General features: G+C 61.2%; 11 protein-coding genes and 1 pseudogene. 7 read left to right on the top strand and 5 right to left on the bottom strand.

Annotated features, from left to right (window positions below; translation table 11 throughout):
* Positions 1-139: 139 nt before the first annotated feature.
* Both murQ and OHZ10_RS34260 read left to right on the top strand, forming a co-directional pair.
* Positions 140-1,036, top strand: a complete 897-nt coding sequence (murQ, locus tag OHZ10_RS34265; protein WP_059241780.1) for an N-acetylmuramic acid 6-phosphate etherase — start codon at positions 140-142, stop codon at positions 1,034-1,036.
* 168 nt (positions 1,037-1,204) lie between these two features.
* Complete coding sequence (locus OHZ10_RS34260; RefSeq protein WP_256087421.1) at positions 1,205-1,897, top strand: GntR family transcriptional regulator; 693 nt, start codon at positions 1,205-1,207, stop codon at positions 1,895-1,897.
* A 77-nt stretch (positions 1,898-1,974) separates the two neighbouring features.
* Here the strand turns inward: OHZ10_RS34260 and OHZ10_RS34255 are convergent, their stop codons facing one another.
* Positions 1,975-2,904, bottom strand: a complete 930-nt coding sequence (locus OHZ10_RS34255) for a LysR family transcriptional regulator (protein ID WP_059241778.1) — start codon at positions 2,902-2,904, stop codon at positions 1,975-1,977.
* A 265-nt stretch (positions 2,905-3,169) separates the two neighbouring features.
* Here OHZ10_RS34255 and OHZ10_RS34250 point away from each other — a divergent pair, with 265 nt between their 5' ends.
* Positions 3,170-4,360: a Xaa-Pro peptidase family protein gene (locus OHZ10_RS34250; RefSeq protein WP_342706400.1), complete on the top strand. Its 1,191-nt coding sequence runs from the start codon at positions 3,170-3,172 to the stop codon at positions 4,358-4,360.
* 81 nt (positions 4,361-4,441) lie between these two features.
* Here the strand turns inward: OHZ10_RS34250 and OHZ10_RS34245 are convergent, their stop codons facing one another.
* Together OHZ10_RS34245 and OHZ10_RS34240 are read right to left on the bottom strand one after the other, a co-directional pair.
* Positions 4,442-4,774 (bottom strand): hypothetical protein, encoded by a 333-nt coding sequence (locus OHZ10_RS34245; RefSeq protein ID WP_174993888.1) that lies wholly within the window; start codon positions 4,772-4,774, stop codon positions 4,442-4,444.
* 138 nt (positions 4,775-4,912) lie between these two features.
* Entirely contained in the window at positions 4,913-5,608 is a 696-nt protein-coding gene (locus OHZ10_RS34240; protein WP_155627346.1) for a hypothetical protein, read from the bottom strand.
* Between the two features lie 831 nt (positions 5,609-6,439).
* Between OHZ10_RS34240 and OHZ10_RS34235 the strand changes: the two are divergent.
* Positions 6,440-6,931 (top strand): annotated as a pseudogene (locus OHZ10_RS34235) (ISNCY family transposase); the annotation flags it as partial.
* Positions 6,932-7,329: 398 nt separating this feature from the next.
* Here OHZ10_RS34235 and rpoD read toward each other — a convergent pair.
* Positions 7,330-9,165 carry an RNA polymerase sigma factor RpoD gene (rpoD, locus tag OHZ10_RS34230; protein WP_425394811.1) on the bottom strand — a complete coding sequence of 612 codons (1,836 nt, stop codon included), beginning with the start codon at positions 9,163-9,165 and terminating at the stop codon, positions 7,330-7,332.
* A 477-nt stretch (positions 9,166-9,642) separates the two neighbouring features.
* Between rpoD and OHZ10_RS34225 the strand changes: the two genes are divergently transcribed.
* On the top strand, positions 9,643-9,849 hold the full coding sequence (locus tag OHZ10_RS34225) for a type II toxin-antitoxin system VapB family antitoxin (protein WP_174993891.1): 207 nt from the start codon (positions 9,643-9,645) through the stop codon (positions 9,847-9,849).
* Positions 9,846-10,229, top strand: a complete 384-nt coding sequence (locus OHZ10_RS34220; RefSeq protein WP_256087419.1) for a type II toxin-antitoxin system VapC family toxin — start codon at positions 9,846-9,848, stop codon at positions 10,227-10,229. The genes OHZ10_RS34225 and OHZ10_RS34220 overlap by 4 nt, the downstream gene beginning before the upstream one ends.
* Before the next feature lie 398 nt (positions 10,230-10,627).
* Here the strand turns inward: OHZ10_RS34220 and OHZ10_RS34215 are convergent, their stop codons facing one another.
* Entirely contained in the window at positions 10,628-11,203 is a 576-nt protein-coding gene (locus tag OHZ10_RS34215; protein WP_342706399.1) for a hypothetical protein, read from the bottom strand.
* A gap of 1,051 nt (positions 11,204-12,254) precedes the next feature.
* On the opposite strand from OHZ10_RS34215, the gene OHZ10_RS34210 reads away from it, so the two are divergent.
* The gene (locus tag OHZ10_RS34210; protein WP_059241768.1) at positions 12,255-13,910 is read left to right on the top strand and encodes a tail fiber protein; all 1,656 of its coding nucleotides are present in this window, start codon (positions 12,255-12,257) and stop codon (positions 13,908-13,910) included.
* Positions 13,911-13,914 lie beyond the last annotated feature (4 nt).

The following is a 13,914-nucleotide window of genomic DNA, read 5'->3' as shown; positions in this document are numbered from 1 at the left end:
AGTTTAGTGGCACTATGGGGTGAGCCGAGCCGACGTCGACGGTTTCCGGGAGATGGCTGTCACTGAATCGACGATTTACAACCAATGTCATACCAATTATGATCAAGGCCATCCGTCACCCAACCTGTGGAGTGCAACCATGCCGCTGGACCGTTTGATCACCGAGCAGCCGAACGTCTTCAGCGCCAACCTCGACCAACTGAGTATCGAGGAAGGCGTGGCGTTGATGAATCGCGAGGATGCGTTCATCGCGCCATGCGTGGCGCGTGCGTTGCCGTCCATCGCGGCGGGCGTGCGGATGGTCGCGCAGGCGCTCCGCGCGGGCGGGCGGCTCGTGTACATCGGGGCGGGCAACAGTGGGCGGATCGGCTATCTCGACGCGCTGGAGTGCCAGCCGACCTTCAGCATGTCGCCGCGGGAAGTCGTGGGCATCGTCGCGGGCGGTTTCGTCGGGGTGTCCGAGGGCATCGAGGATTCCGCCGAAAGAGGGCGAGCGGATCTGGAAGGCATCGACCTGCGGCGCGAGGACGTGGTCGTCGGACTGACCGCGAGCGGTCGCACGCCCTATGTGATCGGTGCGCTTCGTCATGCACGCCAGATCGGCTGTCCGACCGTATCGGTGGCCTGCAACAGCGGGAGCGAGGTCGGCGCGGTTGCCGAGGTCGCGATCGAAGTGGACTGCGGCCCCGAGATCCTGGCCGGGTCGACACGCCTGAAGGCCGGGACCGTGCAGAAGATGGTCTGTAACATGCTCTCGACGCTGTCGATGGTTGCGCTCGGCAAGACCTATGGCAATCTGATGGTCGACCTGCAGGTGCACAATCACAAGCTGCAACTCCGCGCGCAATCGATCGTCGCGCAGGCCGCCGGCGTCTCGCCGGAGGTCGCGGCGCGAACGCTCACCGAAGCGGGCAACCGCCCGCGGATCGCGATCCTGATGCTGCTGGCCGGGTTGAGCTGCGGCGAAGCCGAGGCGCTGTCCGTCGAGCACGGCGGATCGATTCATCATGCGCTGCAGTCGCGCAAGCCGTCCTGATGCCGTGCATCGCACCGTGTCGCCTGTTCAATCCTGACCATTTCTAGTGTATCGATGACGGAACGCAGCCTGGATGACCTTCTTTCGCCCGACCCGCAACCGGGCGCGCACTTGTTCAGTCCACCGCAGGTGGCCGAGCTGCATGCGCCATCGCCGGGCGGCGCGCGAATGCCGATTGCATCGCGGCTCGCCCGGATGCTGCGCGCGCTCATCGTCGACGGCACGATGCAGACCGGGGAGAGCTTTCCGCCCGAGCGGGAACTGGCCGCGCAACTGCAGGTGTCGCGCGACACCGTGCGACGCGCGATCGAGGAACTGATCCGCCAGGGGCTCGTCGAAGCGCGGCAGGGTGCCGGGACGTTTGTGTCTGCGCGCGTCGAGCAGCCGTTGACCGAGATCACGAGTTTCTCGGACGACATGCGCCGCCGCGGCTTCAGCCCGGGATCGCACTGGGTCAAACGCGAACTGCGTCGCCCGACGCCGGAGGAGTCGCTCGCGCTGGGTCTTGCGCCGGATTCGGTCGTCATGCACCTGGAGCGTGTCAGAACGGCGGATTCCGTGCCGATGGCGATCGAGCGCGCGGTGCTGGCCGCCGAACTGCTGGGCGGCAACCTGGAGTTCGGCGATTCGCTGTACGGCGCGCTGAATGCCGCGGGCATTTGCCCGGTCAGGGCGCTTCAGCGGCTGCGCGCGGAACTGGCGTCCGAACTCGACGCGGCGTTGCTCGGCATCCGCAGCGGCGATCCGGTGCTGCACATCGAGCGCCGCTCGTTTTCGGCCGAGGGGCGGCCGCTCGAACTGACGCGCTCGTTCTACCGCGGGGATCGTTACGACTATCTCGCCGTGATGGGAAAGGGGTGATGGTTTGACGGGTCGGTTCCCGCTGATCGGGCCGGATGATAGTCACACCCGAGCGCGTAACTGACAGCGCTTCAGCGTCAAGCGCGCGGCGAAGCTTGTGTGAAAAGTGACGCGATGCTCTGCCGCAGCCATTGGTGCGCGGCGTGACTGTCCCAGCGCTGATGCCAGATCATGCAGTAAGGCCGCACCGGCATCTGAACCGGCAATCGGCGCGAAATCAGTGAGTCCTTGTACGGGCTGAGATCGAGCAGCGAGGTTGGCAGCACGCCGATGAAGTCGGATTGCGCGATGATCGCGAGCGCGGGCGAATAGTTGGGCAGCGTGAGTAGCAGGTTGCGCCGGTGCGAATGCGCGGCGAGGATGCTGTCATAGAGCGGAGTCGAGGTTCCCGGAAACAGGACATCGAGGTGCTGAGCGCCCAGAAAGCGCGGGAGCGTCAACGCACCTTTCTCGAGCGGGTGCCCTTTGCGCATCAGGCAACTCCACTGGATTGGCCACAGCGCATGCGTACGAATACCGCTGCTCCGGTTCGCGTCGTTCAGATAGCCGCCGATCGCGAAATCCACGCCGCCGCGATCGAACAGGTTCGGCAGGTTGGCAAGATCGTACGGCACCACGCTGATCCGCATGGATGGCGCGTATCGGCCCATGTACGCGGCGAGCCGCGGCATCACACGCTCGACCGTGTAGTCCGACATCGCGAGGGTGAACGTGCCGGAGAAGCGCGCCGGATCGAACGTATCCGGTGAGATTGCCTGCCTCAGCGCGTCGAAATGCGGCTGCATCGCGGCCCACAGCTCCTGTGCGCGCGCTGTCGGGCGGATACCGGTTGTCGTCTTTTCGAACAGAGTGTCGTCGAGCGAGCGACGCAGCCGGCTCAGCGCGTTGCTGACCGCCGACTGCGAAAGCGACAGCCGCGCGGCCGCACGCGTCACGTTACGTTCGTCCATCAGCGTCGCGAACACGCGCAACAAATTCAGATCCAGCTGGCGAAAGACGTCTTTCAATTTCGAATCTCCGTGATCGCCTTGCCTGCGACGTAGCGGAACGAACCGACAACCGTTATGGATGTCAGTGATGACCCTATCACGGAAATCCGTTGGACGCTTGCGGCGTTCGTGTCGAACATGGTCTCTCGCGTGCGGCGATGGCGGGCGGGCCGATTCTTCGTGTCCGCCGTGGGTCAATGATGGCGGCGAATCCGATTCGGCAAACGTCGCCGCGCATCATTCACTGCAGAAATATGGGCGTCACAGACAAACGGAGCAACTCATGGCACATCTCGGCCGCGACGTTCGCGACTACCGCCTTCGCCTGATGCGCGAGCTGATGGATCGCGAACGCTACGACGCACTCGCCTTCACGCAAGGCGATTTCTTCCAGTTCGTCACTAATTTCCACACCGATGTGCTCCCGTGGGAGCGCCCGATCCTCTGCGTCGTGCCGCGCAACGGCGAGCCGTTCGCCGTGTTGAACGAGCTGTCGACACATCATTGGCGCTTCACGCGCGAAGCCGGGCATCTGTGGGTCGACAACGCACACTACTATGCCGAGCATCCGCGCGTGCAGCAGCGGCTGCCGCTCGTGAGCCAGTGGAGCGAATGCGTCGCGGACTGGTTGCGCGCGGCCGGCCTGCATCGCGCACGCATCGGATGCGATGCGATCACCGGCCCGCTGTCGCGCGCGGCCGCATTGCTGCCCGGCCTCAGGATCGAAGCGGCGGCCGGCGAAACGCGCCGGCTTCGCGTCGTCAAGCATGCGGAAGAGATCCAGTTGATGCGCGACGCGAGCGCGCTGTCGGACTGGCTGCAGGACCGCTATCGCGAGAACATCCGCCCGGGCCGCCTCGTGCAGGAGCTCGACATGGCGATGGCCGCGCTGTTCGTCACCGAGGCCGCGCGGCGCTTTCCGGGCGAGCAATTCGAGGTGCTGCGCTGCTGGACGCTGTCCGGCCCCGCGAGCTGCGCGCCGCATGGCGACGGGCGCTCGGCCGGCGCGACGATCGAGAACGGTCACGGGCTCGTAAACATCGTGATTCCGCGCATCAACGGCCTCGTGATCGAGAACGAGCGCACATGGTTCTGCGGCAAGCCGTCTGCGCGGCAGGCGCAATTGTTCGACATCGCACGCGCGGCGAACGAAGGGGCGTGCGAAGCGGCGATCGCGGGCCAGCCGGTCTGCGGGATCGACGCGGCCGCACAGGCGGTGTTCGAGAAGCACGGTGTCGCCGATCTGATCCGCCATCGCACCGGACACGGGATGGGATTGATCGGCCACGAGTTCCCGGAGGACATGGCGTTCAATACCCGGCCGCTGCTCGCGGGCGAGGTTTATTCTGCGGAACCGGGGCTGTACGAATGGGGGCTGGGCGGCTTCCGGTTCGACGATACGGTGCTCGTCGGCGAGCGGCCCGAAATGCTGACGAAGGCGCCGAAGGATCTGGCGAGCCAGACGATCGCGTAACGAAAACGGTCCATGCGGGCCGTTTCGCTCAGGCAGCAGGGGAGTCGCGGCTCCCCGGCCCCTATCCACGCGGTCCGCCGTTCACACGCGCCCGATCGCCTTCAGCACCGGTGCGACCGCGCGCGACGCAAACAGCGCGATCGTCGCGAAATCGTCAGCGTCGCACCACGCCTGCTGATGCGGCAGACTCAGCGAGCCGATCGCCTGTCCCGCCCATCGCACCGGATAGTTGATCGCGCTTTCGCAGCCGAGCGAGCGAATCAGCGCGTGGTCGAAGAACGCTCGCCGCACGTCGTCGTAGTCGCGGCAGCGCCGCGGCTGGCCGCCGGTGACGATGTGATGGAAAAGCGCATCGGTACGCACGATCGGCTTGGTGCCGCCGACCGGATACGCGTCAGGCAGTATCGATATCACATTGCGGAGCGCGAAGCCTATCGAGCCGTGCGAGCGCATTACCATTCGAATGAGAAAAGTGGGGATGCCTCATCTCCATAGACGAGGCATCCCGAAAACCATCGTAACGACAAGTGAAATTGTGGCGGATTTGATATTTCAAGAAGGATCGTACTCGAAATAAACCACCTTGTAGTTGTAGCTGTAAGACTGGGCAACGGTATCGCTACAGCTCAATTTCTCCATCCATTGAGAAGTGCTGTAGTCCGAGTAAATGTACTGAAACGCAGTTGTTGGAATGCCAAGATCGCCAGCCATTGCCACAGTGCCAATAAGATTGCCAAAGTTCTTGTAATTGCTCTCAAATCCAATTTGAACCTGAAAGTCATTCATCTTGTCCTGGAGCCAGACCTGGATTACCTTTACATCACCTCCCAGCGAGGACAGAACGTCTTGGAAGAATGTGTCCATGATCTCGAGTGTGACTTTGGTGCCGCTATCTCCGTCACTCTCGCCCCCGGTTTCGGCCATGCCGTCTACGTCGTTTATCGCTTTGATGACAATATCCGGATCGAGAAAATACGCCGAATTTAGTGCCACTTGATTTCCGGTATTCTCAATGGATTGCTTGATTTGATTTGGAACATCCAGCGCAGCCTTGAAGGCTGCGCGAAGAGTTTTCTTGTCGTCACTGCTCAATTGATTCGACTCATATGCGAAGATAAATAAGTCTTTCACGGGATAAATCCAGCTCCCGTTGTCATCCTCGGTTACGTAATAGCCGCGCTCGAGGTCTTGCGGTGATGGTGTGATAGCTTTGCGCCGCCGAGCCGTTGAAACACTCTGATCATTCATAATTGTTCTCCGGGTTTCATGTAAACAAACATATCTTTTGCATCTCAATCTCTTTCGGCTGAAAAACTGCGCCACGAATGGCCAAGAGGTTGTGAAAGAGCAATTTCAATATATGGGGCATTCGCACCGGAGTCGATTACATCCTATTACAAAAGGTGGCGGAGTAAAGTTGTCATCGTTAAATTGAGATAACAAGCACTTCGATGCGCTTATTTTTTGGAAATAGGCGGGAGGTACGATTCCGGACCATCGCGGACCGGTCCGCCACAAGCGCGGTAGTTCGAGCGACGAGGTATTCAAGCGGGCCAGGACGGCCGTGAGCGTGCCGTCGCGTTTGGCGGGCCCAATCTTGTTAACGACGTTCCAGCCGCGCACGTAGCGCACGAAGCTGCGTTGGCTTGAGAGTGCGACGCGTGGACACGGACCCATGCGTGCATTTCGCAGGGCAAAACGTCGAGCGATGCCGGAGCGGGTTCGATGTGCGCTACAACGGCTGGTTGTTCGACCATAGAGGCGGCGATGGCGCGGGAGGCCGGCGCATCCGCTTCGCGTGCAAGCAACCTAAGTAGCTCGATGCGATGACATGGAATCGGCGAGCGACCGGCGACGTAGTGCCGGACGGTGCGGGTGCAACAGCGGAGTGACTGTGCGATTCGATCGATGGACAGGCCCTCAGTCTCATTCAACCTGACGGCACTGCCGGCTTTGTTGGTCACTTGATTTGACATAATATGTATGATGGATTTTTTGTTGTGTGGCGGCTAGATTGAGATGTCCGCTTTCTTGCCACGTACGCTACTCTGCCGCCGGGGGCCGGCGCCGGAGGCTACGATGGTTGCCACGGATCGGATCACGATGCTCGAACTGGACCGATTCAAGGTCATTCAGGACGTAGCGGACGGCAAGCTCAAGCCATGGCGTGCAGCGGAACGGCTGGAATTAACGACACGACAGATTCGCCGGCTGCGTGAGCACGGTCCTGCGGGTTTGGTGTCGGGATACCGAGCGAAGCCCGGCAACCGCCGTCTGGACCCAGGAGACGCCGACCGGGCGCTGTCGATCATCCGCGATCGCTACGCCGATTTCGGACCGACACTGGCCTGCGAGAAGCTCTGGGAATGTCACGGCATCGAACTGGCCGTCGAGACAGTTCGTACACTGATAATGGCCTCCGGCCTATGGATTCCGCGCCGGCAGCGGCCGCTGAAGGTTTATCAGCCGCGGGCACGGCGTGCGTGTCTGGGCGAACTGGTGCAGATAGACGGCAGCGACCATCGGTGGTTCGAGCAACTAGCGCCGGCCTACACGCTGCTCGTGCACATCAGGTGAAACATCATGCCGCGCCACATATTGGGACAAAAACGTGCGACTACATCATGCAGGCCGGATCCGCTGTGATCGGATCGCTATAGGCCGCATAGATAAATGCGAGTCGTCAATCGCCACCAGTCTGCGCTTGCGGTTTGCGGGTGGACCATAGAAAGTCCATCGATCAACTCCGATTCGGACGTGTTGGTAACGGCAGCGGTGTGAGCTCGACAGCCGCAATACGCTTGCGTCACCGCTTGCGCTAAGCGAACAGGCCGCGAACATCAAGCCGGTCTAAGTTCTCCTTCGTGCCGCGAACCCGGCCCGTCAAGGCAGCGATCACGCCGATGCGTGATCGCTGCGGGTCTGAAGCGGGGTGTCGAAAGAGGAATGTGGCGCACTTCGGTCCTTGCTCAACGCTCGAGAAAGGGCCTCAACTTGTCCGCTCGGCTGGGATGCATCAGCTTGCGCATCGCCTTGCTCTCGATCTGACGGATCCGCTCACGGGTCACGTCGAACTGCCTGCCGACCTCTTCAAGCGTGTGATCAGAAGTCGTGTCGAGCCCGAATCGCATCCGCAAGACCTTGGCCTCGCGCGGCGACAGCCCGTCAAGTGCCTCATCGATCGCTGCGCGCATGTTCGCATGAGTCGCGGCCTCGACCGGTGAGCTCGCGGACGCATCCTCGATCATGTCGCCTAGCGTCGCGTCGGCATCGTCGCCCACCGGAGTTTCGAGCGACACAGGTTGCTTGGCGATCTTGAGGATGCTGCGCACTTTCTCCTCGGGCATCTCCATACGCTCAGCGAGGACGGCGGGAGGCGCTTCCTGCCCGGTCTGTTGCAGGTATTCACGCGAAATCCGGTTCAGCTTGTTGATCGTCTCGATCATGTGGACCGGCACGCGAATGGTGCGCGCCTGATCGGCAAGCGCACGCGTGACTGCCTGCCGGACCCACCAGGTCGCGTAAGTCGAGAACTTCCAGCCGCGCCGGTATTCGAATTTGTCCACCGCCTTCATCAGGCCGATGTTGCCTTCCTGGATCAGATCCAGGAACTGCATGCCGCGGTTCACATATTTCTTGGCAATCGAGATGACAAGACGCAGGTTCGCTTCGATCATCTCCCGCTTGGCCTGCCGCATTTTCAGCTCTGCGGTACTCATCTGGCGGTTGATCTGCTTGAGCTGCTGGAGTGGCAGAGAGACCTTGGCCTCGATGTCGATGAGCTTCTGCTGCTCTGCCTGGATGGCCGGCAGATGCCGCTCGAGTGCCGCGCCACACTGTCGCGAAGTCGCCGCCGTGCGCCTAGTCCATTCAAGGTCGGTCTCGTGGCCCGGAAACGACTCGACGAACGCCTCGCGTGACATGCCACAGCGGTCGACAGCGATCGCCAGGATGCTGCGCTCGATTGCACGAACCTCGGCCACCTGTTCATGCACGCTGACACACAGGCGGTCGATCGTTTTTGCGGTGAAGCGGATCGGCACGAGTTCGCGCTGAATCTCCGCGCGCACTTGAGCAACGGCTGCGGAATGCGCTTTACCGGTAGCGGACGCATCCAGCGACTGCTCGAACAGGGCACGCACGCGCGCAAAAATCGCAAGGCTGTCGTTCGTGAGATTTTCGAGGCGGGCCGCGTTCGCTTTCTCGGAATCCCCAGCGTCCGCATCAACGTCGTCGCCGTCCGTGTCATCGTCGGAGGCGTGCTCTTCCACGTCGGCGTCATCGGACTCCAGGGCCACCTCACCTTCTTCCGCGGCGTCGCTGATGCCATCGACCAGTTCGTCGATACGCAGTCCGCCAGCAGCGATTCGGTCCGCATCGGCAAGAACCGTCGACACAACCGACGGGCACGCGGCGATTGCCTGAATCATGTCCTGCAGGCCGCCTTCGATACGCTTTGCGATCTCGATTTCGCCCGCGCGGGTTAGCAATTCGGTGGCACCCATTTCACGCATGTACATCCGGACCGGATCGGTCGTGCGGCCGAATTCGGAATCGACAGTCGACAGTGCGGCTTCCGCTTCCTCGTCTGCCTGATCATCGGATGCCGCTGCAGGCGCGGCGTCGCTCAGCAAGAGCGTCTCCGCGTCCGGCGCCTGCTCGTAGACGGCCACCCCCATATCGCTGAACGTGCTGACGATCGTTTCCATCGCAGCCGTTTGCGTAAAGTTGTCGGGCAGGTGATCGTTGATGTCCGCGTGGGTCAGATAGCCGCGCTCACGGCCCAGGGCGATCAGCGCGCGCATCTGCCGTTGACGCTCCTCGTCCTGGCGCGCCATCGATACCACGTCCAGCGGTGTTGCGACGCCCGACGTCTTTTCCTTTGGGGTGCGGCGGCTGGTCTTTGACGTGACCGCGATCACGCGAGATGCTGAGCCGTCGCGAACTGGGTTTGCCAATACATTCTCCTCGACAAGTTGGCCGACGATCGCCGCGGGCGTGACAGGCTGGTCAAGCCTGTTGGGTGCGAACGAGATCGTGGGATGGCGCACGGACAGTCGAGGCAGGAATGCCTCTCGCGGATTCTGGTGCGCGCAGAAAGGGGAACAGGAAATTATAGCGTGCGTCGTTGTGCAGCGCAACATTCGGTCAGTTCGCGGCCCTCTTCGCCCACGAAAGTGTCACGGCCCCAGTTCAGGCCGGCAGGTGATCCGTTTATCAGCGACTGAGCCGCTGTTGAATTGATGCTAGAATTGATGCAAAAACGCATCAAAGGAGCCATCATGCGTACCACCGTCACCGTCGACGACACTCTCTATGCGCGCGCACTCGAACTCGCCGAACCGGGCATGCCGCCGGCTGACCTGTTCCGGGCGGCACTTGAAACCTTCGTGCGTGTCCAGGCCGGCCAACGCCTGGCCGCTCTGGGCGGTCGCGCGCCCGACATGGCAGATGTCCCGCGCCGCGCTCCTGAGGTAACCTCCCGATGAGTGTGTTGGTCGACACGTCCGTGTGGGTCGAGCATTTCCGGCGGCCACTACCGGCGCTTATCCAACTTCTGCGCATCGATAACGTCCTTACACATCCACTGGTGATACTTGAGCTCACGTGCGGGACGCCGCCCGAACCGCGGGCGCGAACGCTGGGAGATCTCGCGTTACTACGCCAAACGCGCCTCGCGACGTCAGGCGAAGTAGCGGACTGGATCGAGCGGGAACGGCTGTATGGGCGCGGATGCGGTGCCGTGGATTGCACGCTGCTGGCATCGGTGCTGTTGACCCCGAGCACCCGGCTCTGGACGCGCGATCGGCGGCTCACGCAACTGGCGGAGCAATTCGGGGTTCACTACGTACCGCCTGACCTGCATTGAGCGAAGCAGTTGCCGACTTCTTTGCGCGGCCTGTCGCCGTGCCGAGGCGCGATCCCGCTTCGCTCCTCACGATTAGGCCGCCTGCTTTCGGGGCGGGCTGCCCATCCGTGCGGCAAGTGAAAGAAGAACCAGATCAGACTGCCCGCCTACCGATTCGTTGCACGTCCGCAGTGCGTGGCGATTTTAGGTCCCGGTCTGTGTCCCATCCCGAACACCTTTCAGCACCTGCTCGATCTCTTTCTGCTTTTGGGACATAGCGGTTTTCGTTCATCGCGCGCCTTGCGCGATTGGTTGGCTTCGCCACAGCTTGTCACAATAGGTTTGCTCACCACCGTCTAGCGCGGCGTCGGTGCGCCACACGTGACAGATGTCGCCCAACACTTCGGAGACGGCTCGTCTCAACGCATGAATGAAGCGGCGACGGGCGAGACAATGACGATGACCATCGCGCAGCGATACAGCCTGGAGTGATTCGGCCCAAAGAACGGATTCGCGGCGATCTCGGCCATCGCAACGAGGTACAGTGAGAAATACCATGTCCACAGGGCCGGGCCAATATTGTGGGATACAGCGGCGGCCGCCCCGAAACCGATGACGGTCGCAGCCGCGACCGAGGCAAGGGCTACGGCGCGAGTACTGACGTGCGCTATCAGCGCACGGAGAAGCGGTCGATCCTGCGTGATGCAAAGCCGCTCGACAGCCCACTTGGCGAACCAAAGGAACATCACGGTCATCAGCAGCGAATTGAAGGCGATGTGCTCCACCAAGAGATCAGTGCCAACGTTGGATTTGTTGAAGTAGCGGTAACCGAACCATTGAATCAGGCCGAAGATAAAGCCGATTGTGCCGAAAAATGGAAGATCGTTCCGAAGATCCCCTCCCGACAGCATCCACACTGCCCCCTGTTGTGCCATACCCGCTCCTTTACGGCTGGTTTCGATAGCGCTTCGCGCTTGCCGCGTCACCTTGGCCACGGTCCTCTCTGTAGTGGTCGATCAATCCCGGACACTGCGTTAAGTTTGCGCTCCCGGCACGTTGCGACATACTCGCCGTCGACTAACACATCTTCGCTCTGCTTGTCCTCCATCCCGTTTTCTCACCATGGTCGGTATTCCTTGAGACAACGGGACCTCGCCACCCGGCGAAGTGCAATAGATCTACGCGAGAAAGATGTCGCTGCAACGACGCATGGCCGGCCGGTCGTTTCGTGTTCGAGGCATGGCACGCTCACAAGGAGGATGTCTGCCTCGCCAACCGAAAGCCAGGATCCGGGCCCATAACCGGCGGCCCCAGGCGGCGACATCAGGGATCGGCCGGTATGCCCGGGTTCGGATATCAAGATTACAGAATTATTTATTTTCCATACGCTCCTATAAAAATTTCCCCGCTCGAAATACCATGGAACCGGTCGTCACAAAGTCAATTTTTCACTTCCCCTTGTGTCTCGGATAACCTATCATCCTCTCACCAATGTCTCCGGCATATCGGACAAAGAGCCGATAGCAATGACCAAGAGGCATTGGCAAAGTATCTGCCGCAATCTCACGAATCAATAGAAATACGGGGGGCAAGGATGCGCGCACGGACAGTACCTACACCGGTTCCACCTTTCTCTTCGCGGCTGCGCAAGCATTTAGCCGCCGCGACAGCCGTCGTCGCTTCAGCGCACGCCGAATGGCAGCGATGACCGGATAGAACGACGACGCTATCTGACGCATCCTCCCGGCACTTCATATTTTTCGCATTTTTGTCGAGAATTTACGATGAATTTGCGGAAGATATCTTGTTATCCGGAGGCGCGTATTAAAAGCGCCATCGCTCCCATTCCAGAAAATCGATCCGGTCATCATTAAAGACCGGCTGCATAGTTGCGCGCCGAATTGGTGCGAACGATACGTAGAGAAATTTTCCAGTTCAGGCTGATGCAGGCACGCATGGTCGCCTGTGTGAATTCATGTCTGCCATTCTCGGCAATCGGTCGTGAGTGCGCGCAGGCCTGCCTGATTCCAATACAGGAGATTCAAGTTGAATTCGCAAACCGCCACGCTCAGCAATTTCGCCATCGGAAGCATCGTCTCTTACGGGGGCGATCTTTCCAAAAGCGCCAACGTCACCGCGCTGAACCAGCAAGGCTGGTACCTGTGTGACGGGTCGTCATTCGACAAAACCAAATTTCCCGCCTTGTTCTCGTTGATTGGCACGGCCAATGGTGGCAGCGGAAACAACTTCAATCTCCCCGATCTGCGAAATCGCTTCATTCGCGGTACGCTCGGCAGCGCCGTCGGCGTCGATCCGGATGCGGGCGCGCGGATTGCCGCGACATCCGGCGGTGCGTCCGGCAACAACACAGGTTCGCTTCAAAAATACGCCACCGCCCTGCCGGCGAACGCGTTGTGGGCGCTGCAACACGCGGGACTGCACACGCATACGTGCGTGCACCTGAATTCCGACATGCACATGGCCTGGAGCGGATCGACCTACACCATGGCGCGCTGGAACGCACCGGCCACCGTGGATACCGCTGGCGCCCACTACCATACCCTCGCCGGTTTCGACACCGCCACTGCCCCGATCAGCGTCGCGCTTTACTTCATCATCAAGGCCAGCGAGCCTGCCACGCCTACCGGCACCTTGCCTGCTGGCGCCATTTGCGCGTATGCCGGCCCGTTATCCACGCCGCCTGCGAAATGGCTCAAGTGCGACGGCGCGGCGTACGGTGTCTCGCTTTACCCCAATCTGTTCAATACGCTCTTTTATAACTACGGCGGCGACGGGCAAACCGTCCTGAACGTCCCGGATCTGCGCGGCTACTTCGTACGCGGAACGAGCCACCGAACCCAGCGAGATCCGGATGCCGGCAGCAGGCATGCACTCAATACGGGCGGCAACACGGGCGACGCCATCGGTTCGGCGGAAGGCTATGCGACGAGGACGCCTGGCGCGCTCAACGTTTCCAGCGCAGGCGATCATTCACACAACATCGCGCTGGTGCCGCAGAACGACCATCACGCAGCCTGGGGAGCATCCGGCCCCGCGGCTTATAACTGCATGGTATGGACGGGCGACGCCACGACATCGTCCCAGGACGGCGACCACAATCACACGGTCACGGGGGGCGACAAGGAAACGCGGCCCGAGAACCTCTACGCCGACTTCCTGGTCGCCAATGACAACCTGACTCAGGCCGCCCCGCCGATCGGATCGATCATGAGCTTTGGCGGCGATATCACCGATCCAGGCGTCAACGCTGAGCTGCTGGCCACCGGCTGGTTGCCGTGCGACGGCAGTGCGCTTCGCATTACCGCCTTTCAGGCGTTGTACGACGTGATCGGCACGGCGTTCGGCAGCGCACCGCTCAAATTCAACGTGCCCGACCTGCGCGGCTACTTCGTTCTGGGTGCCGGCACCGTGGCGCTCGGCACCACCGTAACCACATCGACTACCGGCACGCCGGTCGTACCCGTCATCACGACGACGAACGGCGATCATCAGCACACGATGTACAACATTCCGACCGACACGCATGTCATCGATGTCGTGGCTGGGGTGGATCTGGCCGAAAACAATTCCAACAAGAGCCCCACGTCCACCAATGGCGCGCATACGCATACGCTGTCCGGCGGCGACAGCGAATCGCGGCCGATCAACGTGAACGTTGACTACATCATCCGCTTCCAGTGACCGC

Source organism: Burkholderia arboris (assembly GCF_038723655.1).
Taxonomy (GTDB): domain Bacteria; phylum Pseudomonadota; class Gammaproteobacteria; order Burkholderiales; family Burkholderiaceae; genus Burkholderia; species Burkholderia arboris.
This window is presented reverse-complemented; position numbering and strand designations above follow the sequence as displayed.

Excerpts from the sequence above, each read along its gene's own strand:
- OHZ10_RS34225 (WP_174993891.1), top strand. The coding sequence starts at position 9,643 with ATGCGTACCACCGTCACCGTCGACGACACTCTCTATGCGCGCGCACTC.
- OHZ10_RS34260 (WP_256087421.1), top strand. The coding sequence starts at position 1,205 with ATGCCGATTGCATCGCGGCTCGCCCGGATGCTGCGCGCGCTCATCGTC.
- OHZ10_RS34220 (WP_256087419.1), top strand. The coding sequence starts at position 9,846 with ATGAGTGTGTTGGTCGACACGTCCGTGTGGGTCGAGCATTTCCGGCGG.
- OHZ10_RS34240 (WP_155627346.1), bottom strand. The coding sequence starts at position 5,608 with ATGAATGATCAGAGTGTTTCAACGGCTCGGCGGCGCAAAGCTATCACA.
- murQ (WP_059241780.1), top strand. The coding sequence starts at position 140 with ATGCCGCTGGACCGTTTGATCACCGAGCAGCCGAACGTCTTCAGCGCC.
- OHZ10_RS34250 (WP_342706400.1), top strand. The coding sequence starts at position 3,170 with ATGGCACATCTCGGCCGCGACGTTCGCGACTACCGCCTTCGCCTGATG.
- rpoD (WP_425394811.1), bottom strand. The coding sequence starts at position 9,165 with ATGCGCGCGCTGATCGCCCTGGGCCGTGAGCGCGGCTATCTGACCCAC.